This window comes from Limisphaera ngatamarikiensis (assembly GCF_011044775.1).
Classification (GTDB): domain Bacteria; phylum Verrucomicrobiota; class Verrucomicrobiia; order Limisphaerales; family Limisphaeraceae; genus Limisphaera; species Limisphaera ngatamarikiensis.
On the sequence record NZ_JAAKYA010000042.1, the window covers coordinates 136,340 to 153,004 of the forward strand.

The 16,665-nt window shown below is 63.1% G+C and carries 12 protein-coding genes; 6 read left to right on the plus strand and 6 right to left on the minus strand.

The annotated features are described in order from the left end of the window. The coding region (locus G4L39_RS14625) for a lamin tail domain-containing protein (protein WP_205880831.1) at window positions 1-1,489 on the minus strand (1,489 nt) is incomplete at its 3' end. A gap of 717 nt (window positions 1,490-2,206) precedes the next feature. Between G4L39_RS14625 and G4L39_RS06360 the strand changes: the two genes are divergently transcribed. Both G4L39_RS06360 and G4L39_RS06365 read left to right on the plus strand, forming a co-directional pair. Next, window positions 2,207-3,442, plus strand: a complete 1,236-nt coding sequence (locus G4L39_RS06360) for a porin family protein (protein WP_165106789.1) — start codon at window positions 2,207-2,209, stop codon at window positions 3,440-3,442. A gap of 42 nt (window positions 3,443-3,484) precedes the next feature. After that, window positions 3,485-4,162, plus strand: a complete 678-nt coding sequence (locus tag G4L39_RS06365) for a polysaccharide biosynthesis/export family protein (protein WP_165106791.1) — start codon at window positions 3,485-3,487, stop codon at window positions 4,160-4,162. A 550-nt stretch (window positions 4,163-4,712) separates the two neighbouring features. Here G4L39_RS06365 and G4L39_RS06370 read toward each other — a convergent pair. The 3 genes from G4L39_RS06370 to dapF all read right to left on the minus strand — a co-directional run bounded on the left by G4L39_RS06370 (window position 4,713) and on the right by dapF (window position 7,285). Further along, window positions 4,713-5,093, minus strand: a complete 381-nt coding sequence (locus tag G4L39_RS06370) for a hypothetical protein (RefSeq protein ID WP_165106793.1) — start codon at window positions 5,091-5,093, stop codon at window positions 4,713-4,715. 387 nt (window positions 5,094-5,480) lie between these two features. Then, a complete protein-coding gene (locus tag G4L39_RS06375; protein WP_165106794.1) occupies window positions 5,481-6,434 on the minus strand; it encodes an endonuclease/exonuclease/phosphatase family protein in 954 nt (317 codons plus the stop codon). Between the two features lie 38 nt (window positions 6,435-6,472). Then, window positions 6,473-7,285: a diaminopimelate epimerase gene (gene dapF, locus G4L39_RS06380; RefSeq protein ID WP_165106796.1), complete on the minus strand. Its 813-nt coding sequence runs from the start codon at window positions 7,283-7,285 to the stop codon at window positions 6,473-6,475. Between the two features lie 362 nt (window positions 7,286-7,647). Between dapF and G4L39_RS06385 the strand changes: the two genes are divergently transcribed. Then, window positions 7,648-8,463 (plus strand): M48 family metallopeptidase, encoded by an 816-nt coding sequence (locus G4L39_RS06385; protein WP_205880832.1) that lies wholly within the window; start codon window positions 7,648-7,650, stop codon window positions 8,461-8,463. A gap of 330 nt (window positions 8,464-8,793) precedes the next feature. Here the strand turns inward: G4L39_RS06385 and G4L39_RS06390 are convergent, their stop codons facing one another. Then, window positions 8,794-10,926 (minus strand): methyl-accepting chemotaxis protein, encoded by a 2,133-nt coding sequence (locus tag G4L39_RS06390; RefSeq protein WP_165106798.1) that lies wholly within the window; start codon window positions 10,924-10,926, stop codon window positions 8,794-8,796. Window positions 10,927-11,587: 661 nt separating this feature from the next. Further along, complete coding sequence (locus G4L39_RS06395) at window positions 11,588-11,995, minus strand: cupin domain-containing protein (RefSeq protein WP_165106799.1); 408 nt, start codon at window positions 11,993-11,995, stop codon at window positions 11,588-11,590. Between the two features lie 146 nt (window positions 11,996-12,141). Between G4L39_RS06395 and G4L39_RS06400 the strand changes: the two genes are divergently transcribed. The 3 genes from G4L39_RS06400 (at window position 12,142) to G4L39_RS06410 (ending at window position 16,657) form a co-directional block, all read left to right on the plus strand. Then, the gene (locus G4L39_RS06400) at window positions 12,142-12,408 is read left to right on the plus strand and encodes a hypothetical protein (protein ID WP_165106801.1); all 267 of its coding nucleotides are present in this window, start codon (window positions 12,142-12,144) and stop codon (window positions 12,406-12,408) included. Between the two features lie 153 nt (window positions 12,409-12,561). Beyond that, window positions 12,562-14,415 (plus strand): DNA topoisomerase IV subunit B, encoded by a 1,854-nt coding sequence (locus tag G4L39_RS06405; RefSeq protein ID WP_165106802.1) that lies wholly within the window; start codon window positions 12,562-12,564, stop codon window positions 14,413-14,415. A gap of 100 nt (window positions 14,416-14,515) precedes the next feature. After that, window positions 14,516-16,657 (plus strand): M3 family metallopeptidase, encoded by a 2,142-nt coding sequence (locus tag G4L39_RS06410; protein ID WP_165106804.1) that lies wholly within the window; start codon window positions 14,516-14,518, stop codon window positions 16,655-16,657. Window positions 16,658-16,665: the final 8 nt, after the last annotated feature.

Genomic DNA, 16,665 nt, shown 5'->3' on the forward strand with positions numbered 1-16,665 from the left:
CGTTGGGCAACACGTTATCGGGCTCCGCCCCCGGCCGGGTCAATGGACCCAGCACACCGCTCAACCCGTAGACCGCTTGCAGATCCGCCGGATTGGCCGCCACGACCAGATAGCCGCCCGCCGCCAGGGTCGTGCCCGAAGGGAATACATACTCCACATCCCCGCTCAGCCGGTACCCGCTCAGGTCCTCGGCCCACAAACCGGAATTGTACAGTTCGATGAACTCCAAGTTTCGACCGTCCGGCCGATTGGTGGGATGATACATGATCTCGGTAATGACCAGGGCGGTCCGACGGCTCGACGGTCCGGCCGGCTCGTTGCCACCTCGAACCAGCTGCATGTCCAGAGGCGTGTAGCCCACAGCGAACGATGCCTGGCTGTTGGGGGCAATGGTGTTGGGCACCTCGGCCCGATCCCTCACACCGTTGACCGTCAGAACATAGGTCAGCCCCGGCGTCAGGGGGCTCGTGCGCAACGCCACCACAGAGGGATCGTCCAACAGGACCACCCCCTGCACCGTGGCACCCCGGTTCAGACTGTAATTGGCCGGTTTCGAGGCCGTCACCGGATCCACCGGCTCGGAAAACGTCACCGTCACGAGCGTCGGATCCCCCAGGTATCTCACACCCACCAGCACCGGGGGATTGGTGTCCGCCAGGACCGTGAGCGTGGCCGGCGCGCTGTTGCTCCAGCCATACGCATTGGTCACGGCACAAAGAAACACACTGCCGCTGTCAGAACGCCGCACCGGGCCCACCGTCAGAACGCTGGTATTGGCGCCCGGCAGGTTCGTACCATTGCGTTTCCACTGATAGGTCGCCCCCAGCGAACGAAGCAGCTCCACACTGAAAACCGCCGTTTGTCCCTCCACCACCGTCACGTTGGTGGGCTGACGGACAAAAACCGGCGGACCCAATCCAAAAGGAATGCACCGCGAGGCCGGGATGGGCTCCTCCATCGTCCCATTGGGCAACCGCCACCGCACCGCAAGGTTGTCCCCGCCCCAACCCTCTTTCATCAGGGCCTCGATGTAATACCTTCGGCCGGCAGTGAGCGGAATGAGGTCGGATGCCTGGCCCGGTTCCCTGGTCCACTCCCGCGGGGCAGTCCAGCCCACCACCTGCGCGATCAATCGTTTGTTGGCCGGATTGTCGTCCGTGCTCAGGTACAGTTGCGATGCGTCATCGCTGGCGATCCAAAACCGGTAATTGCCCGTGGCGGGTGGGATGATCAGGGCCTGCAACCGCTGGCCGTACTGGTCGTACACGTCTGTGGGCGTCTCAAATGCGTTGGTCAAAACCTCCTCAAACGTCGGCTGGTTGGGGAATCCGGGTGCGTTGGTCAGGTCCGCCACCGTCACGCCGCCCCCGATGTTCAACCAAACCTGACGCAAAATACCGTTGGTACTTTGCGCACCAACCGGGGTCGTTGGACCAACCCACCCCACCAATAGCCAAAAGGCCCATAACCAACGCATCCGGGCTTTCATAGGTCGAACCCTGACAGATTCACCATGCGCCAACTCATGGAATAGAGACACGGCCTCCTCCGGGCGAGGCTCCACTGGCGCCCGCGCTGCAGACCGCCGCGGACCACACTGCCCAAACCGGCTCCGGCCGGCAGCGAACGCGGCAATCCGCCGCGTTCGACAAAAAGCCGCCCTTGCACCACGCATCAGACCTTTCCATCGGCCAAACCCTGCACTTCCTTGAACGGATTTTCAGGGACCGGATGAGGACCGCACACATAGGTGCACCAATTCCTCGCCCCGTCACAAGTTCGGGTTTACTCCACACCACACCGCCCCCGACCGGACGGAACGGCACACGCTGCCCAGCCCTCCCAGGGGTCTCGCAGCGGTTGCCCTGCTTTTCCGACGCTGCTCTGCATCCGCGTCTTCAAACGGGCGTTGCGTGGCAAAGCCGGCTGGGATGCTGCCTTCCCCAAGACCGGCCCGGGTTGGCGGCGCACTCTTTCCCGTCGGCCCCTGGGATCCCGGATCCCGAATCACGATCCCCGTTGCGACCGTGCTTGCCAAGACCGGCCCGGTTCCGCTATTGGAGTGCCGAAAGAAAAGCGCACTATGACCACCAACAAGCGTCCGGAGACCCCTCGAACCCTTTCCCGATGGAATGCCGTTGGCGGGATCCGCAAGCTCGAATCAAAGCGGCCCATTTGGACACGGACCGGAGGTGCAGCCGGCTGGATGGCGACCGCAGCCCTGGGCGGCGGCGTCCTGACCACCTCGGCCCAGGACGCCCTGCAAACCGCCATCCAGCTCGACCGTACCTACGAACAACGCAGCACGGGCCGATTCCTGCCCCCCGAGGAGGGCCTGCGTACCGGACCGGTCACGTACGCCATTGCCCTGGGCTACGGTCTGGAATGGAACGACAACATCTTCTACCGCAAACGTGATCGGGAAGCCGATTGGATCCATTCCCCCCAGGTTTCAGTACGGGCCACCTGGCAGGCCACGCGCGATTCGGTTCTCAGCGTGGGCCTGGGCGCGGGCTACCGCAAGTACATGGACCACAGCGAGCTGGACCGTTTCTATGTCTCGCCCGACACGGCCCTGTTTTACGACGTCCCCGTCCGGGACTGGGTGATCACCCTCTATGAACAGGCCAGCTATTCCACCGATGTCCTCAGCCAAGGCGCCCTCAGCGGTTACGCCGAATTCCCGCGATTCGAAAATACCGTCGGATTCCGTGCCCTCTGGATGCCCGAACGGTATGTGATCGGGTTCGGCTACGCCCATTACAATTTCGTCTCCGACGGGGACCGTTTCAGCTACCTCGACCGCGCTTCCGAACAAGCATTCGTGCGGCTGGGCTATCGCTGGGCCGAAATCTCCCAGGCGGGAGTGGAGGTCAGCGGTGCCCTGACCCAATTCTCCTCCAATCTCCGCGGGGACAACCGGAACCTGAGCGTCGGCCCCTACGTCACATGGCAGATCACCGAGGCCACCGACCTCAGCCTGCGCGGCGGTTACACCTTTTACGAGTTCGACGCCGACGCCTTCAACCCGCGGGATCGGGACCTTAGCTCCTGGTACCTCAGCCTCGACGCACGGAACCGACTCACCGATTACGTGACCCAGTCGCTCTCCCTCGCACGGCTCATCCAACAAGGCGTCAACCGTGGGCCCGGCTACTTCAGCGACTACATCGAAGTCCTCTCCGCCCAATACCGCCTCCAATGGGCCTTCCATGAGCAGGGCAGTACAGGGCTGGACCTCTTCTACGAACACAGCTCCGAACCCCGCGGCGGCGTGGACGAAGTCTACGACCGGTACGGATTCGGCCTGTCGCTCCGCTGGCAGTTCACCCGGCACCTGTTCGCCACCGCAGGGTACCGCTTCACCTGGAAGGATTCCGACAACGACCTGTACGATTACCGCCTCAACCTGGCACGCGTCGAAGTGCATTACCGATTTTAGAACCCAATGCTCTGCAGTGAAATCCATCAGCCCGATCGTCCCATGAAAACGTCCATCATCCCAACCGTGTGCCGGCACCTGCGCGAGCTTCCCCGTGCTCGCATTGAACGCATCGCAGCCCTCCTGAGCCTTCTGCTGGGAGCGTGCTGGCTGTTCATCGGATGCGAAACACCGCCGCCCTCCCCCGTCACACCGGGGTCGGCGCCGATCGCCGCGCCCTACACCAGCACCATCCTCAGTGAAGGCGACACCATCCGGGTGGCCTTCGAGGCGGACACCAACCTCAACACCGTGGCAAAAATCCAGCTGGACGGAACCGTCACCCTTCCCCTCATCGGGGCCGTCCCCGCAGCCGGGAAAACACCCGAGGAGCTCCGGACCGACCTCATGAAACGGTATGAGAAGCTGCTCAGCATCAATGAACTGACCGTCAGCGTGCTGAGCGCTACCGCCAGCGTTTACGTTTCCGGTGCAGTGCTCAAACCCGGACGCATCCCCATGGACCGACCCATGACCGCCCTGGAGGCCATCATGGAAGCCGGCGGTTTCGACCTCAGGCGCGCCAAACTGAAAGAAGTCACGGTCATTCGAAAGCAGGACGGCCGTCAGGAACATTACACGCTCAACCTTCAGGACGCCCTGCGCGGCCGCGATCCAAATCCATTCTACCTCAAACCCTTCGACATCATCCACGTTCCGGAAAAACGCTTCAATTTTTGACCTGATGGGATCCCCTCCCTGGGCCCTCGCGAGAGCCTCAACCGGGGCGACTCGCCGGATTCCCGAGTCCGGGTGGTGGTTCGGGTCGGGAAACAACCAGGGCTCCTGTTCCTGATCTGCACTGGTTGGTATTGTGCCCGACCAGCCCGGGACGCATGGCCCGCGCCCGGGGTACACGTGATTTCGAATATGCGCGCCCACGCGGAACCCCGTGGCACATCGAAGGCCGCGGTGCCGCCCGGCACCTCCACCTCCACGCACAAATTGTCCCTCGGGCGTGGCGTGAACCTCCCGGACGCAAAAGTTCAAGAGTCGTCGAATCCAGTCGTGCCTTGCCACCCACGGCCGCCCATCATGCCACATCCGTAAACGTCGATCAGATCTCCAGCAGGCTCGGCCGGCGGCTGCTCACTGCCCAAAAAGGCCCGCTGTACCACAGCGCAGCCTCCAAATGGATCAAGCCATGGCCCCCGTGTACCCTCCCTGAAAACAACAGGACGCCACGGCAAACCGTGGCGTCCTGCCCCTGCGAAACACACTCTTTCGACAACTACTTCTGCTGGGCTTTCTCCTGTTGCGCCCGGGCTGCGCGCCAAGCGGCCCAGCGCCGGCGAGCAGCTTCGATGATCCGCCGACGGCCCTCCGGGCTGATACGGCGCTTGCGCGGCGCTGCTGCAGCCGTCTCAGCCGCAGCTGCCGGAGCTGTCGCAGCCAACGCCACAGCCGCCGCCCGGCCAGCCCGACCCGGTGGACGACCCCGCCGTCTATACACACGCTGAGCCGTCGGTGCCGCCGCCGCTTCGGCTCCAACCGCCGGCGCAGCCCCACTCAGGATCGCGTTCAGCTCTTTCTCAAGAGCTTCGATCTGTTCTTTGATCGCAACCGCACGGCGCAGTTGCTCACTGGACAAACTGGCAAGTCCCGTATTCATGAGACCAGTCAACACCCACCTGTGACAATTTGGCAAGCAGGAAATGACAGTTTTTGTCCACCGGACGGCTTCCAGTCACAAGAGAATCGGAAGGGGCAGGTTGACCCGGCTTGCACACACCGGCTTTGTGCGTGGCAAACCACACAGAGAGACCGACCGATGTGACCGGCATCAGAGCCCGTTCCGACCGCCATCCGCCCTCAAACACACCTTGGCCCGGCGATGTCGCGGGCGAAATGCTGCCCAACAGTGCCCGCCAAACGCGCTGCCCGGCGCTAGCGCCGCGGATAAAATCCAGGTTGAACCCTTCGGGCATCCAGTCCTGGCAAACCACCGTGGTGCATCACCCCTGAGAAAGCCGCGAGGCTGATCCATCCACCCGAATCCTCACCGGTCTTCAGCGACGAACGTGGCCACCACGGGTCGGTGATCGGAGGCAAGTCCCCAGTCGGGGAAGGCCAACACGTACGTTTCCTCCGGCAACCACTCAGAGGCCATGCCCGGACTCAACAGGATGTAATCCACCCGCGAATAGGAATCCTCCACCTCGTAAAAGTGCGTCCAAACGATGCGCGGCGGATCGCTCCTGGGCCGAACCGCCCCCACGCTGTCGCCGTTGCGTTCGGCCGGCCGGGTGTCAGTGAGACGAAATCGGCCGGTACCCAGGATCGTCCGAATGGGACGCGAGTTCTTCACGTCGTTCATATCACCGGCCACCAGGAGGTTCAGGCTCGGATTGCTTGACAGCCGTTCTTCGATCTTCGACCTCAGGATTCGCGCCTCCTCGAGCCTCATGTCAGCCTCGTCCGCAACGCCCACCGACCGACGCGACTTCAAGTGAACCACAAACATCGTGAACCGGTACCCCTCGGTCACCTGAAGGTCCACCTCCAGGATGCCACGGCTCACATGCAACCGCCGACCGTTCAGCAGGTACGATTCGTTGGTATGGGGACGCCGCGCCACCACGGGAAAACGACTCAGAAGGGCCACCTGAATGTTCGTATCCCAACCGGGCACGATCTCCCACCAGGGATACTCCAACCCCCGGTCCGCCAGCCGACGCCGCAGATCCTCCACGGCCTGCAAGCCTCCCATTTCCTGCAGCGCCAGGACATCCGGCCGGATCAGTTCAATCGCCCGACAGACCTGAGCCCTGGACTCCTCCGATTTCACCGGGCGACCGGTCCCTTCCGTCAGGATGTAATTGGCCACGTTGTAGGTGGCGACGCGAAACCGGACCGGTTCCGCCTCTGCCGTCGCCGCCCACAAGACCCACCCCGCAAGCAGGTGGATCCACCAACTTCCGCCCCAGCCCGAAACGTGCGCACGCTGTCTCATCTGTCGTGTCGAAACGATCCTGGATAAGCCCACGCACATCAAATCTGAATGGTCCCTTCAAAAACAAACTCCGCCGGACCGGTCAGATACACTTCTTCAAATTGGTCCCCGACACGTCGAAAGGCCACCCGAAGGGTATCGCCCCCCTGCACCCGTACCCGGATCGGGGAGGGAACCTCGTAAAGCAGGGCGGTCACAAGAGCGGAGGCGGTCACACCGGTGCCACAGGCCAGGGTTTCACCTTCCACCCCCCGTTCGAAGGTCCGCACGCGAATGTGGCCGGGTTCCAAAATCTGAACGAAATTCACGTTCGTGCCGCGCGGAGCAAACGTCGGGTGCCAGCGGATTTCCGGTCCCATCCGACCCACGGCTGCCTGATCCGCATCCGGCACGAAGAGGACCGCGTGTGGCACGCCGGTGTTGATGGCGTGCAATTCCACGGGACCCGACTGCAACGGCAGAACCAGCCGAAGCCGCACATCCGTTGGCGGCGTCAGACGAATGGTCACCTCCCGGCCTTCATACCGCGCCTCCACCACCCCGGCCACCGTCTCAAACCGCAACACGGGCCGGTCCCAGCCCGTCACCCGCTGAACAAACCGCGCAAAACAACGAGCTCCGTTCCCGCACATCTCCGCACAACTCCCGTCACTGTTGTAAAACTCCCACGACCAGTCGGCCCGACCCGATGCGCAGGGACGCAGGGCAATCACACCATCGGCACCCACGCCGCGATGCCGGTCACACAACCGCTGCACCAGAGCCGGCGTCAGCTGCACCGCGCCCGATCGGTTGTCCAACAAAATGAAGTCGTTCCCTGCACCGTTCATCTTCCAAAACCGGAGCTCCATGGACCTCAACTTAGCCACACCCGCCGGGAAACGAAAAGATCAAAGCCCAACGGGAGGTCCTGCCACGGGGTCCCGACCGGCCCGCCCCGCAGCACCCCGCGGCCTGTCCGGGTCGAGGGGAATGGTCCTCCCCGGCCGGGCCGGTCCACGGCTGTGGTCCGGTGCCCTCCCCGGCGGGAGATAAGGGTCAACCCGCTGCGTCTTCGAACACGGTCATCCCAACCGGACCCAGCCCGGCCGTCCTCCCGGGTGCCCGGCCGGCGGCGGACATAACCATGCTGGAGCCTCCCCGGCCCAACGTCGCCCCTCCAACCCCGGTCGCCTATTGCCCACCAGCCGGTCATCCAGCATAGTGGGTATGCATGAAACGGCCACTGACCTGGACGGGAATGGTTCTGGGCATGGTGGGCCTGGCAGGCCTGATGCTGAGCTGTGCCACCGTGCCGGAAACCGGGCGAACGCAGCTGAGGCTCATCCCACCGGGCGAGGAAGTTCAACTCGGTCTGCAAAGTTTCGAGCAACTCAAGAAGCAGTTGCCGGTCAGCAAGGACACTGCCGCGCGGGCCATGGTGGAGAAGGTGGGGCGTGCCATCGCCTCGGTGGCACCCCTGCCGGACGCGCAATGGGAGTTTGTCCTGTTTGAAAGTCCGGAAGCGAACGCGTTTTGCCTGCCCGGCGGCAAGGTCGGCGTGTACACCGGGATCCTCCCCATTACCCAGAACGAGGCGGGACTGGCCACGGTCCTGGGTCATGAGGTGGCCCATGCGGTCGCGAGGCACGGCGCCGAACGGCTCAGTCACGAATGGTTGCGTGAGCTTGGCGGTCAGGTCCTGGCTGCCAGCGTCGCGCGCTCGGATCCCCGCGCCCAACAATTGGCCCTGTTGGCGTATGGCGTTGGCACGGAAGTTGGCGCCATCCTCCCTTACAGCCGCCTTCAGGAATCCGAGGCCGATCATATGGGCCTGCTTTACATGGCCCGGGCCGGATATGATCCCCGCGAAGCGGTCAAGTTCTGGCAGCGGTTTGCCGCTTACAACCAACAACAAGGCGGCGCTCGGGTCCCGGCCTGGCTCCGCACCCATCCCTTGGATGAAACCCGCATCCGCCAACTGGAACAGTGGATGCCTGCGGCACTGGCCGAGTACGAAAAGGCACAAAGCTCGAGGGGCGTTCGTTGAACTTCCCTACGCCGACGGTGTTCACAGCACAGCCGCGCCCCGGGCTCCGGAGCGAAGGTCCCTTGGATAAGCCGAAAATCCCCCTGCCGAGACTCCGCGGCAAATCCCCATTCCGATGCCGAGGCAGGCCGGCGTTCTGAGTCCGGGCGCTACTTTGGGCACGCCGGCTGGTGGAGCCGCGTGTGATGTTGATTCTCGCAGCGTTGCACGCTATCGAGCGCGTAATCCCCCGTTCCACCCGGCCACCTGCACCCAAACCTCCCGCGGTGCCGCCATGGTGCATCCCCCACGGCCGACCACGCAAGTGTCCAAGCAGCCGTAAGACGGGTGTCAGGCAACTCGCAGGGCAGAACCGGAACGCTTGTGCCCAGGTCCCGGCGAGCCGTTCCCATGTGAACCAACCGGACTTCCCGCGGTCGCAGGGCCCGAACCCTTCGTCGAGGCACTCCGTAAAGGCACGTCGGCCACGGGTTCACCACGCTTGCCGTGGGCGTCTGAATGACTCCCGATCACGGCCTCCAGATCGGCAACGGCCCGCCGTAACAGCTCAGCCCGGGCGCTCAACTCCTGAGCCGTGGCTGCGGTCTCTTCCGCCGCGGCTGCATTGCTCTGGGTAACCTTGTCCATCTGGCTGACCGCGCTGCTGATCTGGGCAATGCCCCGGCTCTGTTCCTGCGATGCAGCAGCGATTTCCGATACGAGATCATCCACCTGACGGGCACAGCGCACAAGCTCCTCCAGGCTTTGCGCCACCTTTCGACTCACCTCGGCGCCGCGACGACTCCGGACCACGGATACCTCGATCTGACCGGACGTTTCCCGGGCCGCTGCCGCTGCCCGCAAAGCCAGGGCGGGGACCTCATCCGCCACCACGGCAAAGCCCATGCCTGCTTCACCCGCTCGAGCAGCTTCCACAGCGGCGTTGAGAGCCAGCAGGTTCGTTTGAAATGCAATCTCGTCAATGGTCTTCAGGACCCTGGCCACCTGCTGACTGGACTCCTCAATCTCCGCCATCGCCAATTGCATCTGCTCCATCTCCGCCTTGCAGGTGTCCGCCGCCGTTCGTGTGCGTCCGGCCAGATCCCGCGCCTGCTGTGCATGGACGGCATTCCGGTGGGTCATGGCGGTCATCTCCTCCAGCGACGCCGAAGTCTCTTCCAGGGACGCGGCCTGCGTTGTGGTTCCCTGCGCGACCGACTGGCTTGACTCTGCCAATTGAGCAGCGCTACTGGTGAGACTGCGGGCAATCTCTGCAAGGTCATTCGCCACACGTCCCACCGGGCCCGCCAGGCTGCCCGCCAACCACAGGCTCAACCCAAGCCCCACACCAATCAGCACCATGGTTCCCATCAGGGTCCGTGTCAGCATCGACCCCAGAGCCTTCGACGTTGCCAGTGCGGCGGCCTCCAATTCGCCCGCGGGAACCTCCAGCCCAATCACCCATTCATAAGGCGCAAAATAGGTTGCCGCCACAAACGTTCTGCCGGCCGACCCGGAAGTCCCGGCCGCGCCCTCAAATTCTTTAAACACCATGGCCCCGCCCTTCGCATTCACGGCCTCCTGGATCAACTCCTGGTACGGGAACCGCCCTGCTGCATCCCGGACCTCCCAGACGCTATCCCCTTCTTTGCCGCCCTCGGGTGCCAGCACATAACGTCCCCGTTGATCACCCGAGGCACCCAGGATGAACACCCGACCCGATTGGCCGTAACGGATTCGCCCTAGGCTTTGCCGGATGTCGCCCTTGACACTCTCGATCGAGGTGCCCACGAACAATACCCCGATGATGCGCCGGCGCGCCGCATCCCAGATCGGGCGGTACACCGTGTCATACCACTGGTTCACTACAAAGGCGCGACCCCGGTAATCCTCACCCCGCAGAATGGCCGCGACCACCGGATTGGGCGATCCATCAGGATTGCGATGGGGGATATAGGTCCCCGTGGCCCGCCGGCCATCCGCTTGCAACACGCTGGTGGTGACACGAAGCAGGTCCCCTTCCTCGTTCATGCGTTGAAACAACGTCGCTGCATCGCGGGTATAATACCGCACCTCATCCACCACGGGCGCCCGTTCCTCCGAGCCCAAGGACGGTGCCAACCATGTTTCACCCACATAAACCCGGGGCAGTTCGACGTCCCTGCGTTCTTTCGTGAACTGATTGATTGCCTGCCAGGTTACCGTCTCCTGCCCGAGCCGGAACCCCCCGCCCCGGTGCAGGGCCTCCTCGGCAATCTTCAAACTGTGCGTCAGCCGGTCCTGAACCTGGCGCTGCGCGTTCTGACATTGCTCCTGCACGTTCTGAAGAAACGCGGACGCGGCTCCCTGAGCCTGCTGCAGTAGAAGGGGCTTCAATTCACGGTCCAGAAAAGCCTTTTGCAGCGCTACCAACCCCGTCAAGGCAAGGCCGGCGCCCGCAACAAGAACACATCCCAACCCGGCAATCCTGGTTCGCATCGTCATGGACGTCTGCTCCTTTCCATCTCTCAAGGCACCTAAAAGCGCATCGCGCCCGGACGCGTATCCGGATCAGCGCGGCCCTGAAAGTCCGGTTCGCCCGGAGTGTAAGAGCGGGCAGGCAGACCCGGGCTGTAGCAGCCAGTGGGCAGTGCAGCCGGATCACGCCGGACGGAACGATCCATGGGCCAACCGTCAGAGCCCGCCGCCCTTCCATGGTTCCTCCACCAAAACGCAGGCCCATGGGACCTTCCAAAAGCGTCCGGGCCGTGGGCCTGCCGCTCCAGCCACAATCTTGATGGCCGTGATGACCAGCTTTGCGGTATCGGCTTATCGACTTTGTGCCCACGTCCAAGCCCCAAGAAGTTCCCCATCGGGCCCGCAACAGCTCTCGGCGCTTTTGTCGGGAACAAACCGTCCCGCTCCCGCGCGGAACGAGCGGTTCCTTCTCGGCATCCTCATCGGTCGCTCGGGAAAAAAACTTAAAGGAATTTTCCACCCTCGCTTCGGTATGAAGCCAAACCGGGACCCGAGGCCCGGTCCGCACCGACCCTCCGCCGGGGCAATTTCTCACGGGGTTCGGCAGTAGACGGGCACCCCGCAGATGAACGAGCGGCACTTGCGAAAAACCGTTGCGGCAGGGAACGCGGTGGCGCTACGACTCCGTTTAGCAGGAGGTCGTCGGCGCTGAACCCGCTCCGGGGCCACCGCCACCGCCGGACGGCGCTACACCAGGGACAGGCGGGGTCAGGATCAACACCATGGAGAAGCGTTCGAGAGCCCGCAGGGCATGGGGCGCCCCCGGCGGCATATACACAACCTGGCCCGGCCTGAGCAAATGCGTTCGTCCCGAAACCACGAATTCGCACGTCCCCTCCAGCGCCTGGACCCAGGCATGCCGTGTGGTGGTGTGCTCGGTCAGCTCCTGCCCTGCATCAAAGGCAAACAGAATCACCCGGAGGTGGGGTAAAACCAGCAGGGTTCGACTGACGATGCCATTCGGTGCAAACCGGGTTTCCTGCTCGAGATCGATCACTGCAGCCTTGTCTGGTTCAAGTACAGGTTGCTCTTTCATGCCCGCAATGTACGCCGCGGGCCATCCGATCCCGTTGACATGGATCAATGAAGTTGCAGAACGACGGAATCGCCATATCCTGAAACCGCCGTGAAGTCCCGGTTCGGGGGCACCGGCAATGTTGGAAATCCTTGGAGTCAAGACGTATGGCCAGAAAGTTGCTGGTGATGGCGATGGTACTGTTGGCCCTGGGTGTGCTGGTCGTGACCGGCGTGCTGCCCGTGGGCCGGGCAGTGGGACTCTATGTGACCTTGCCGGTGGGTGTGGTGTTGTTGGGCATGAGCCTGATCTGGCGGATGTTGGAGCGCGAGGAGGAATCCGCCGCTGGTGCGGCCGAAACCCAGGCCGCTTCACCGGACAGGGCTCCGGACCGGTCCCCAGGAGGCGGCTGCGGTTGCGGTTGCGGGCACTAACCCCGTGGAGCTGCTCGGACCGGTACTGCCGCTCCGGACTGATGAACTCCAGGGCCCCGTCCTCGGCAGCCTCCAAGCAGCGGATGGTACCGGCAGGAACGGCTTTCCCCGTGCCCTGGGCCTCGGAGAAGCTCCCATTTCAAGGTCTGCAACATGGCTGAAACCAAGCGCCCCGCCCACCAGTACGACGAAAGCAAAATCAAGACGCTGTCCTCGCTCGAGCATATCCGGCTCCGAACCGGCATGTATATCGGCCGGCTGGGCAACGGATCCCATTACGACGACGGCTGCTACATCCTCCTCAAGGAGGTCATCGACAACGCCGTGGATGAGTTCATCATGGGCTACGGCCGGCAGATCGACCTCGACATCGAGGGGCCGCGTGTTCGGGTGCGTGACTACGGACGCGGCATCCCCCTGGGCAAGGTGGTGGACTGCGTCTCCACCATCAACACCGGCGCCAAGTACAACGATGACGTGTTCCAGTTCAGCGTGGGTCTGAACGGCGTCGGCGCCAAGGCTGTCAATGCGCTCTCCCGTCATTTCGTGGTGCGCAGTCACCGCGGCGGGGAATTCGTGGAGGCCGTCTTCCGTCAGGGCCGGCTGGTCCGCGAGCACAAGGGACGTGACCCCCACGCGGCCGACGGCACTTTCGTGGAGTTTGAACCGGATCCGGAGACCTTCAAGGACTGGTCGTTCCGGCTGGAACACATTGAGCGCCGCCTGCGGCATTACAGTTACCTCAACACCGGCCTGAAGCTGGTCCTTCGCTGGAACGGCGAGCAGCCCCGGGTGTTCCTGTCCCGCAACGGGCTGATGGACCTGGTGATGGAGGAACTGGCCAGCGACGGCAGCGAACCGCTCTACCCGCCCCTGCATTACACGTCCCGGACGCTCGAGTTCTGCTTCACCCACAGCAACAGCCGGTACGGCGAAACCGTCTATTCCTTCGTCAACGGACAGTACACCAGCGACGGAGGAACCCATTTGAGCGCCTTTCGCGAAGGGTTGCTCAAGGCGGTCAATGAGTTTGCCAATGTCCGGTTCGAAGCCGAGGACGTGCGTGAATCCCTGGTGGGCGCCGTGGCCGTGCGGCTGAAAGATCCGGTGTTTGAATCCCAAACCAAGAACAAACTCGGCAACACCGAGATCCGGGCCGAACTGGTCAACAAGGTACGAGAGGAACTGCTGCACTTTTTCCAGCGCAACCGCACCATCGCCGAGACCCTCCTGGCCAAGGTGCGCGACACCCAGCAGCTGCGCAGGGAACTCCAGCAGGTCAAAAAACTGGCCCGCGAACGGGCCCGCGCCATCAGCCTCCGCATCCCCCAACTGAAGGATTGCCGGCGCCATTACGACAAACGAACCGGCAAGGGCACCGGCACCATGATCTTCCTCTGCGAGGGCCAGTCCGCCGCCGGTTCCATCACCAGTTGCCGCGATGTCGAGACCCAGGCCGTCTTCGTGCTCAAGGGCAAACCCCTCAACGTCTGGGAACTGAAACGCGAGGTGATGTACAAAAACGACGAACTCTATAATCTCATGCAGGCCCTGAACATCGAAGACGGCCTCGAAGGTCTCCGCTACGAAAAGGTCATTCTCGCCACCGACGCCGACGTGGACGGCCTGCACATCCGCAATCTGATGATTGCCTACTTCTTCCGGTTCTTCGAGCCGCTGGTTCATGACGGCCACCTCTATGTGCTGGAAACGCCGCTCTTTCGGGTGCGAAACAAGGATCGCACCCTGTACTGCTACAGCGAGGCGGAACGTGATGCCGCCGTCCGTGAACTGGGCGGCAAACCCGAAATCACCCGCTTCAAGGGTCTGGGGGAAATCAGCCCCCGCGAGTTTGCCCGGTTCATCGGCCCGGACATGCGCCTGAGCCGCGTGGAATACGCTCCCCGACCGGAAGCCACTGCCATCCTTGACTTCTATCTCGGCCGGAACACCCCGGAACGCCGCGATTACATCATGGAACACCTGGTGGTCCCGGACTCCGAATGACGCCTCTTTGTCCCCCACTCACCTCGGGCCGGGGCAGTCCCCCTCCGGACGGCACCCGGACGCTTGCCCACCAGCGCCCGGATCTCTACGATTCGAACCCATGGACGGTAAAACCTGGGCCCTCTGGGGGCTCGTTCTCATCATGACAGGTTGCACAGCCACTTCCCACAAGGAGACGCTGAACAAACCGATCCGGTCGCTGAAGGAGGCACAAGCCCGGGCGGAACGGTTCGGTTCCGTGATTGCCGTGCCCGAGTTCGAAACCACGCCGGAGGCCATTCGTCAGCTGGTCGATCGGACCATCCGCACCGGCAACGCCGCCCTCGATGAAATGGCGCGCCTCGATCGGGACCGTCTGACCTTCGATGACACCGTCCGGGCCCTCGACGACCTCCATCACATGGTGGGCACCGCGGCCAACCGTCTGGCCTTCATCAAGGAAACCAGTCCCAACGCCGCCCTGCGCGAGGCCGCCACGGAAGCCCTCAAGACCTTGCAGGAATGGGCGGTCGGCATCGAATACCGCGAAGATGTCTATCAGGTCATCCGCGCCTACGCCGACACAAAACCCCAACTCTTCGGCGAGGATGCCAAACTGCTCGAGGAAACCCTGCGCGACTATCGGCGCGCGGGTCTCCACCTGCCCAGGGAACGCCGCGACCAGATCGAACAGTGGCGCAAGGAACTGGCCCGGCTGAGCACGGATTTCGACACCCACATCACCCGCGCCCAAAAGGCCCTGCGCTTTACCCGCAACCAGCTCGAAGGGGTACCGGAAAGCTTCCTGAACCAGCCGGGCATCCGCACCGGCCCGGATGAGTACACCATCCAGGTCAACGTCACCTGGCAATACCTCATGATCATGGAAAACGCCCGCCGGGAAGACGTGCGTCGTCAGGTCGAGACCGAGCGCTATCGCCTGGCCCGCGAAGAAAACGCTGCCCTGGTCGGTCAGATCCTGGCTCTCCGCGACCGCATCGCCAAGGCCCTCGGTTACGCCCACTGGGCCGACTACCAGATCGAACCGAAAATGGCCAAAACCGCGACGCGGGCACTCACCTTTCTCCAGGAGACCGCTGCGGCCCTGCAACCCAGGTTCGAGGAAGAGAAGGCGCTCTTTCAGGCCATGAAGGCCCGCGATACCGGAGATCCACAGGCTCAACTCCACATCTGGGACTGGCGTTACTACGCGAACCAACTGAAGAAGGAACGTTACCAGGTGGATGCCGAACAGCTGCGCGTTTATTTCCCCTACCAGCGGGTCCTCGAGGGGATGTTCAGGATCTACGAGCGGATTTTCGAGCTGCGGTTTGATCCCATCGAGCCGCCGTGGCGCTGGGTGCCGGAGATCCAGTTGTACGCCGTCAGTGACGCCGTCACGGGCGAGCCGTTGGGGCTTTTCTACCTCGACATGTTTCCCCGCGAGGGCAAGTTCAACCACTTTGCCCAGTTCGGCCTGATTGAGGGGAAGCTACTGCCCGACGGCCGGTACCAGCGGCCCACCGTGGCGCTGGTGTGCAACTTTCCGCCGCCCCGGCCGGATCGTCCCTCGCTGCTGTCCCATGCCGAGGTCGAAACCCTTTTCCACGAATTCGGCCATGCCATGCATTCCATCCTGACCCGCGCCAAGTACAGTCGCTTCGCCGGCACGAGCGTGCCACGGGACTTTGTGGAAGCCCCGTCCCAGATGCTGGAAAACTGGGTGTGGGACAAGACCGTCCTGGACAGCTTCGCCGGTGATTATCGGGATCCCTCCCGCAAAATTCCCCGGGAAATCCTGCAAAAACTCAAGGACGCCAAAAAATCCAGCATCGCCCATTTCTACCGCCGCCAGTTTTCGTTTGGCATCATGGACCTGGTGCTGCACACCCGCATCAACGAAGAAAACGCCGCGGAAGCCATCCCCCTTGCCAACCGCGTGCTGGGCGAGGTCTTTTATCCCATGCCCGAGGACACCACGTTCATCACCTACTTCGGACACTTCACGGGTTACGACGCCGGATACTACGGATACGCCTGGGCGGACGTCATCGCGGCGGACATGGCCACGGTGTTCGAACAGGCGCCGGAAGGTTACCTGGACGTTTCAGCCGGCCGGCGATTGCGACGGGAAATCTACGAACCGGGTGATTCCCGCGACGTGAACCTGTCGGTGGAGAGATTCCTGGGTCGCCCCGTGCGTCGCGAGCCGTTCCTGCGGGAACTGGGGATCCTGACGGACACGGCATCCGCCGTTCGATGATTCAACCG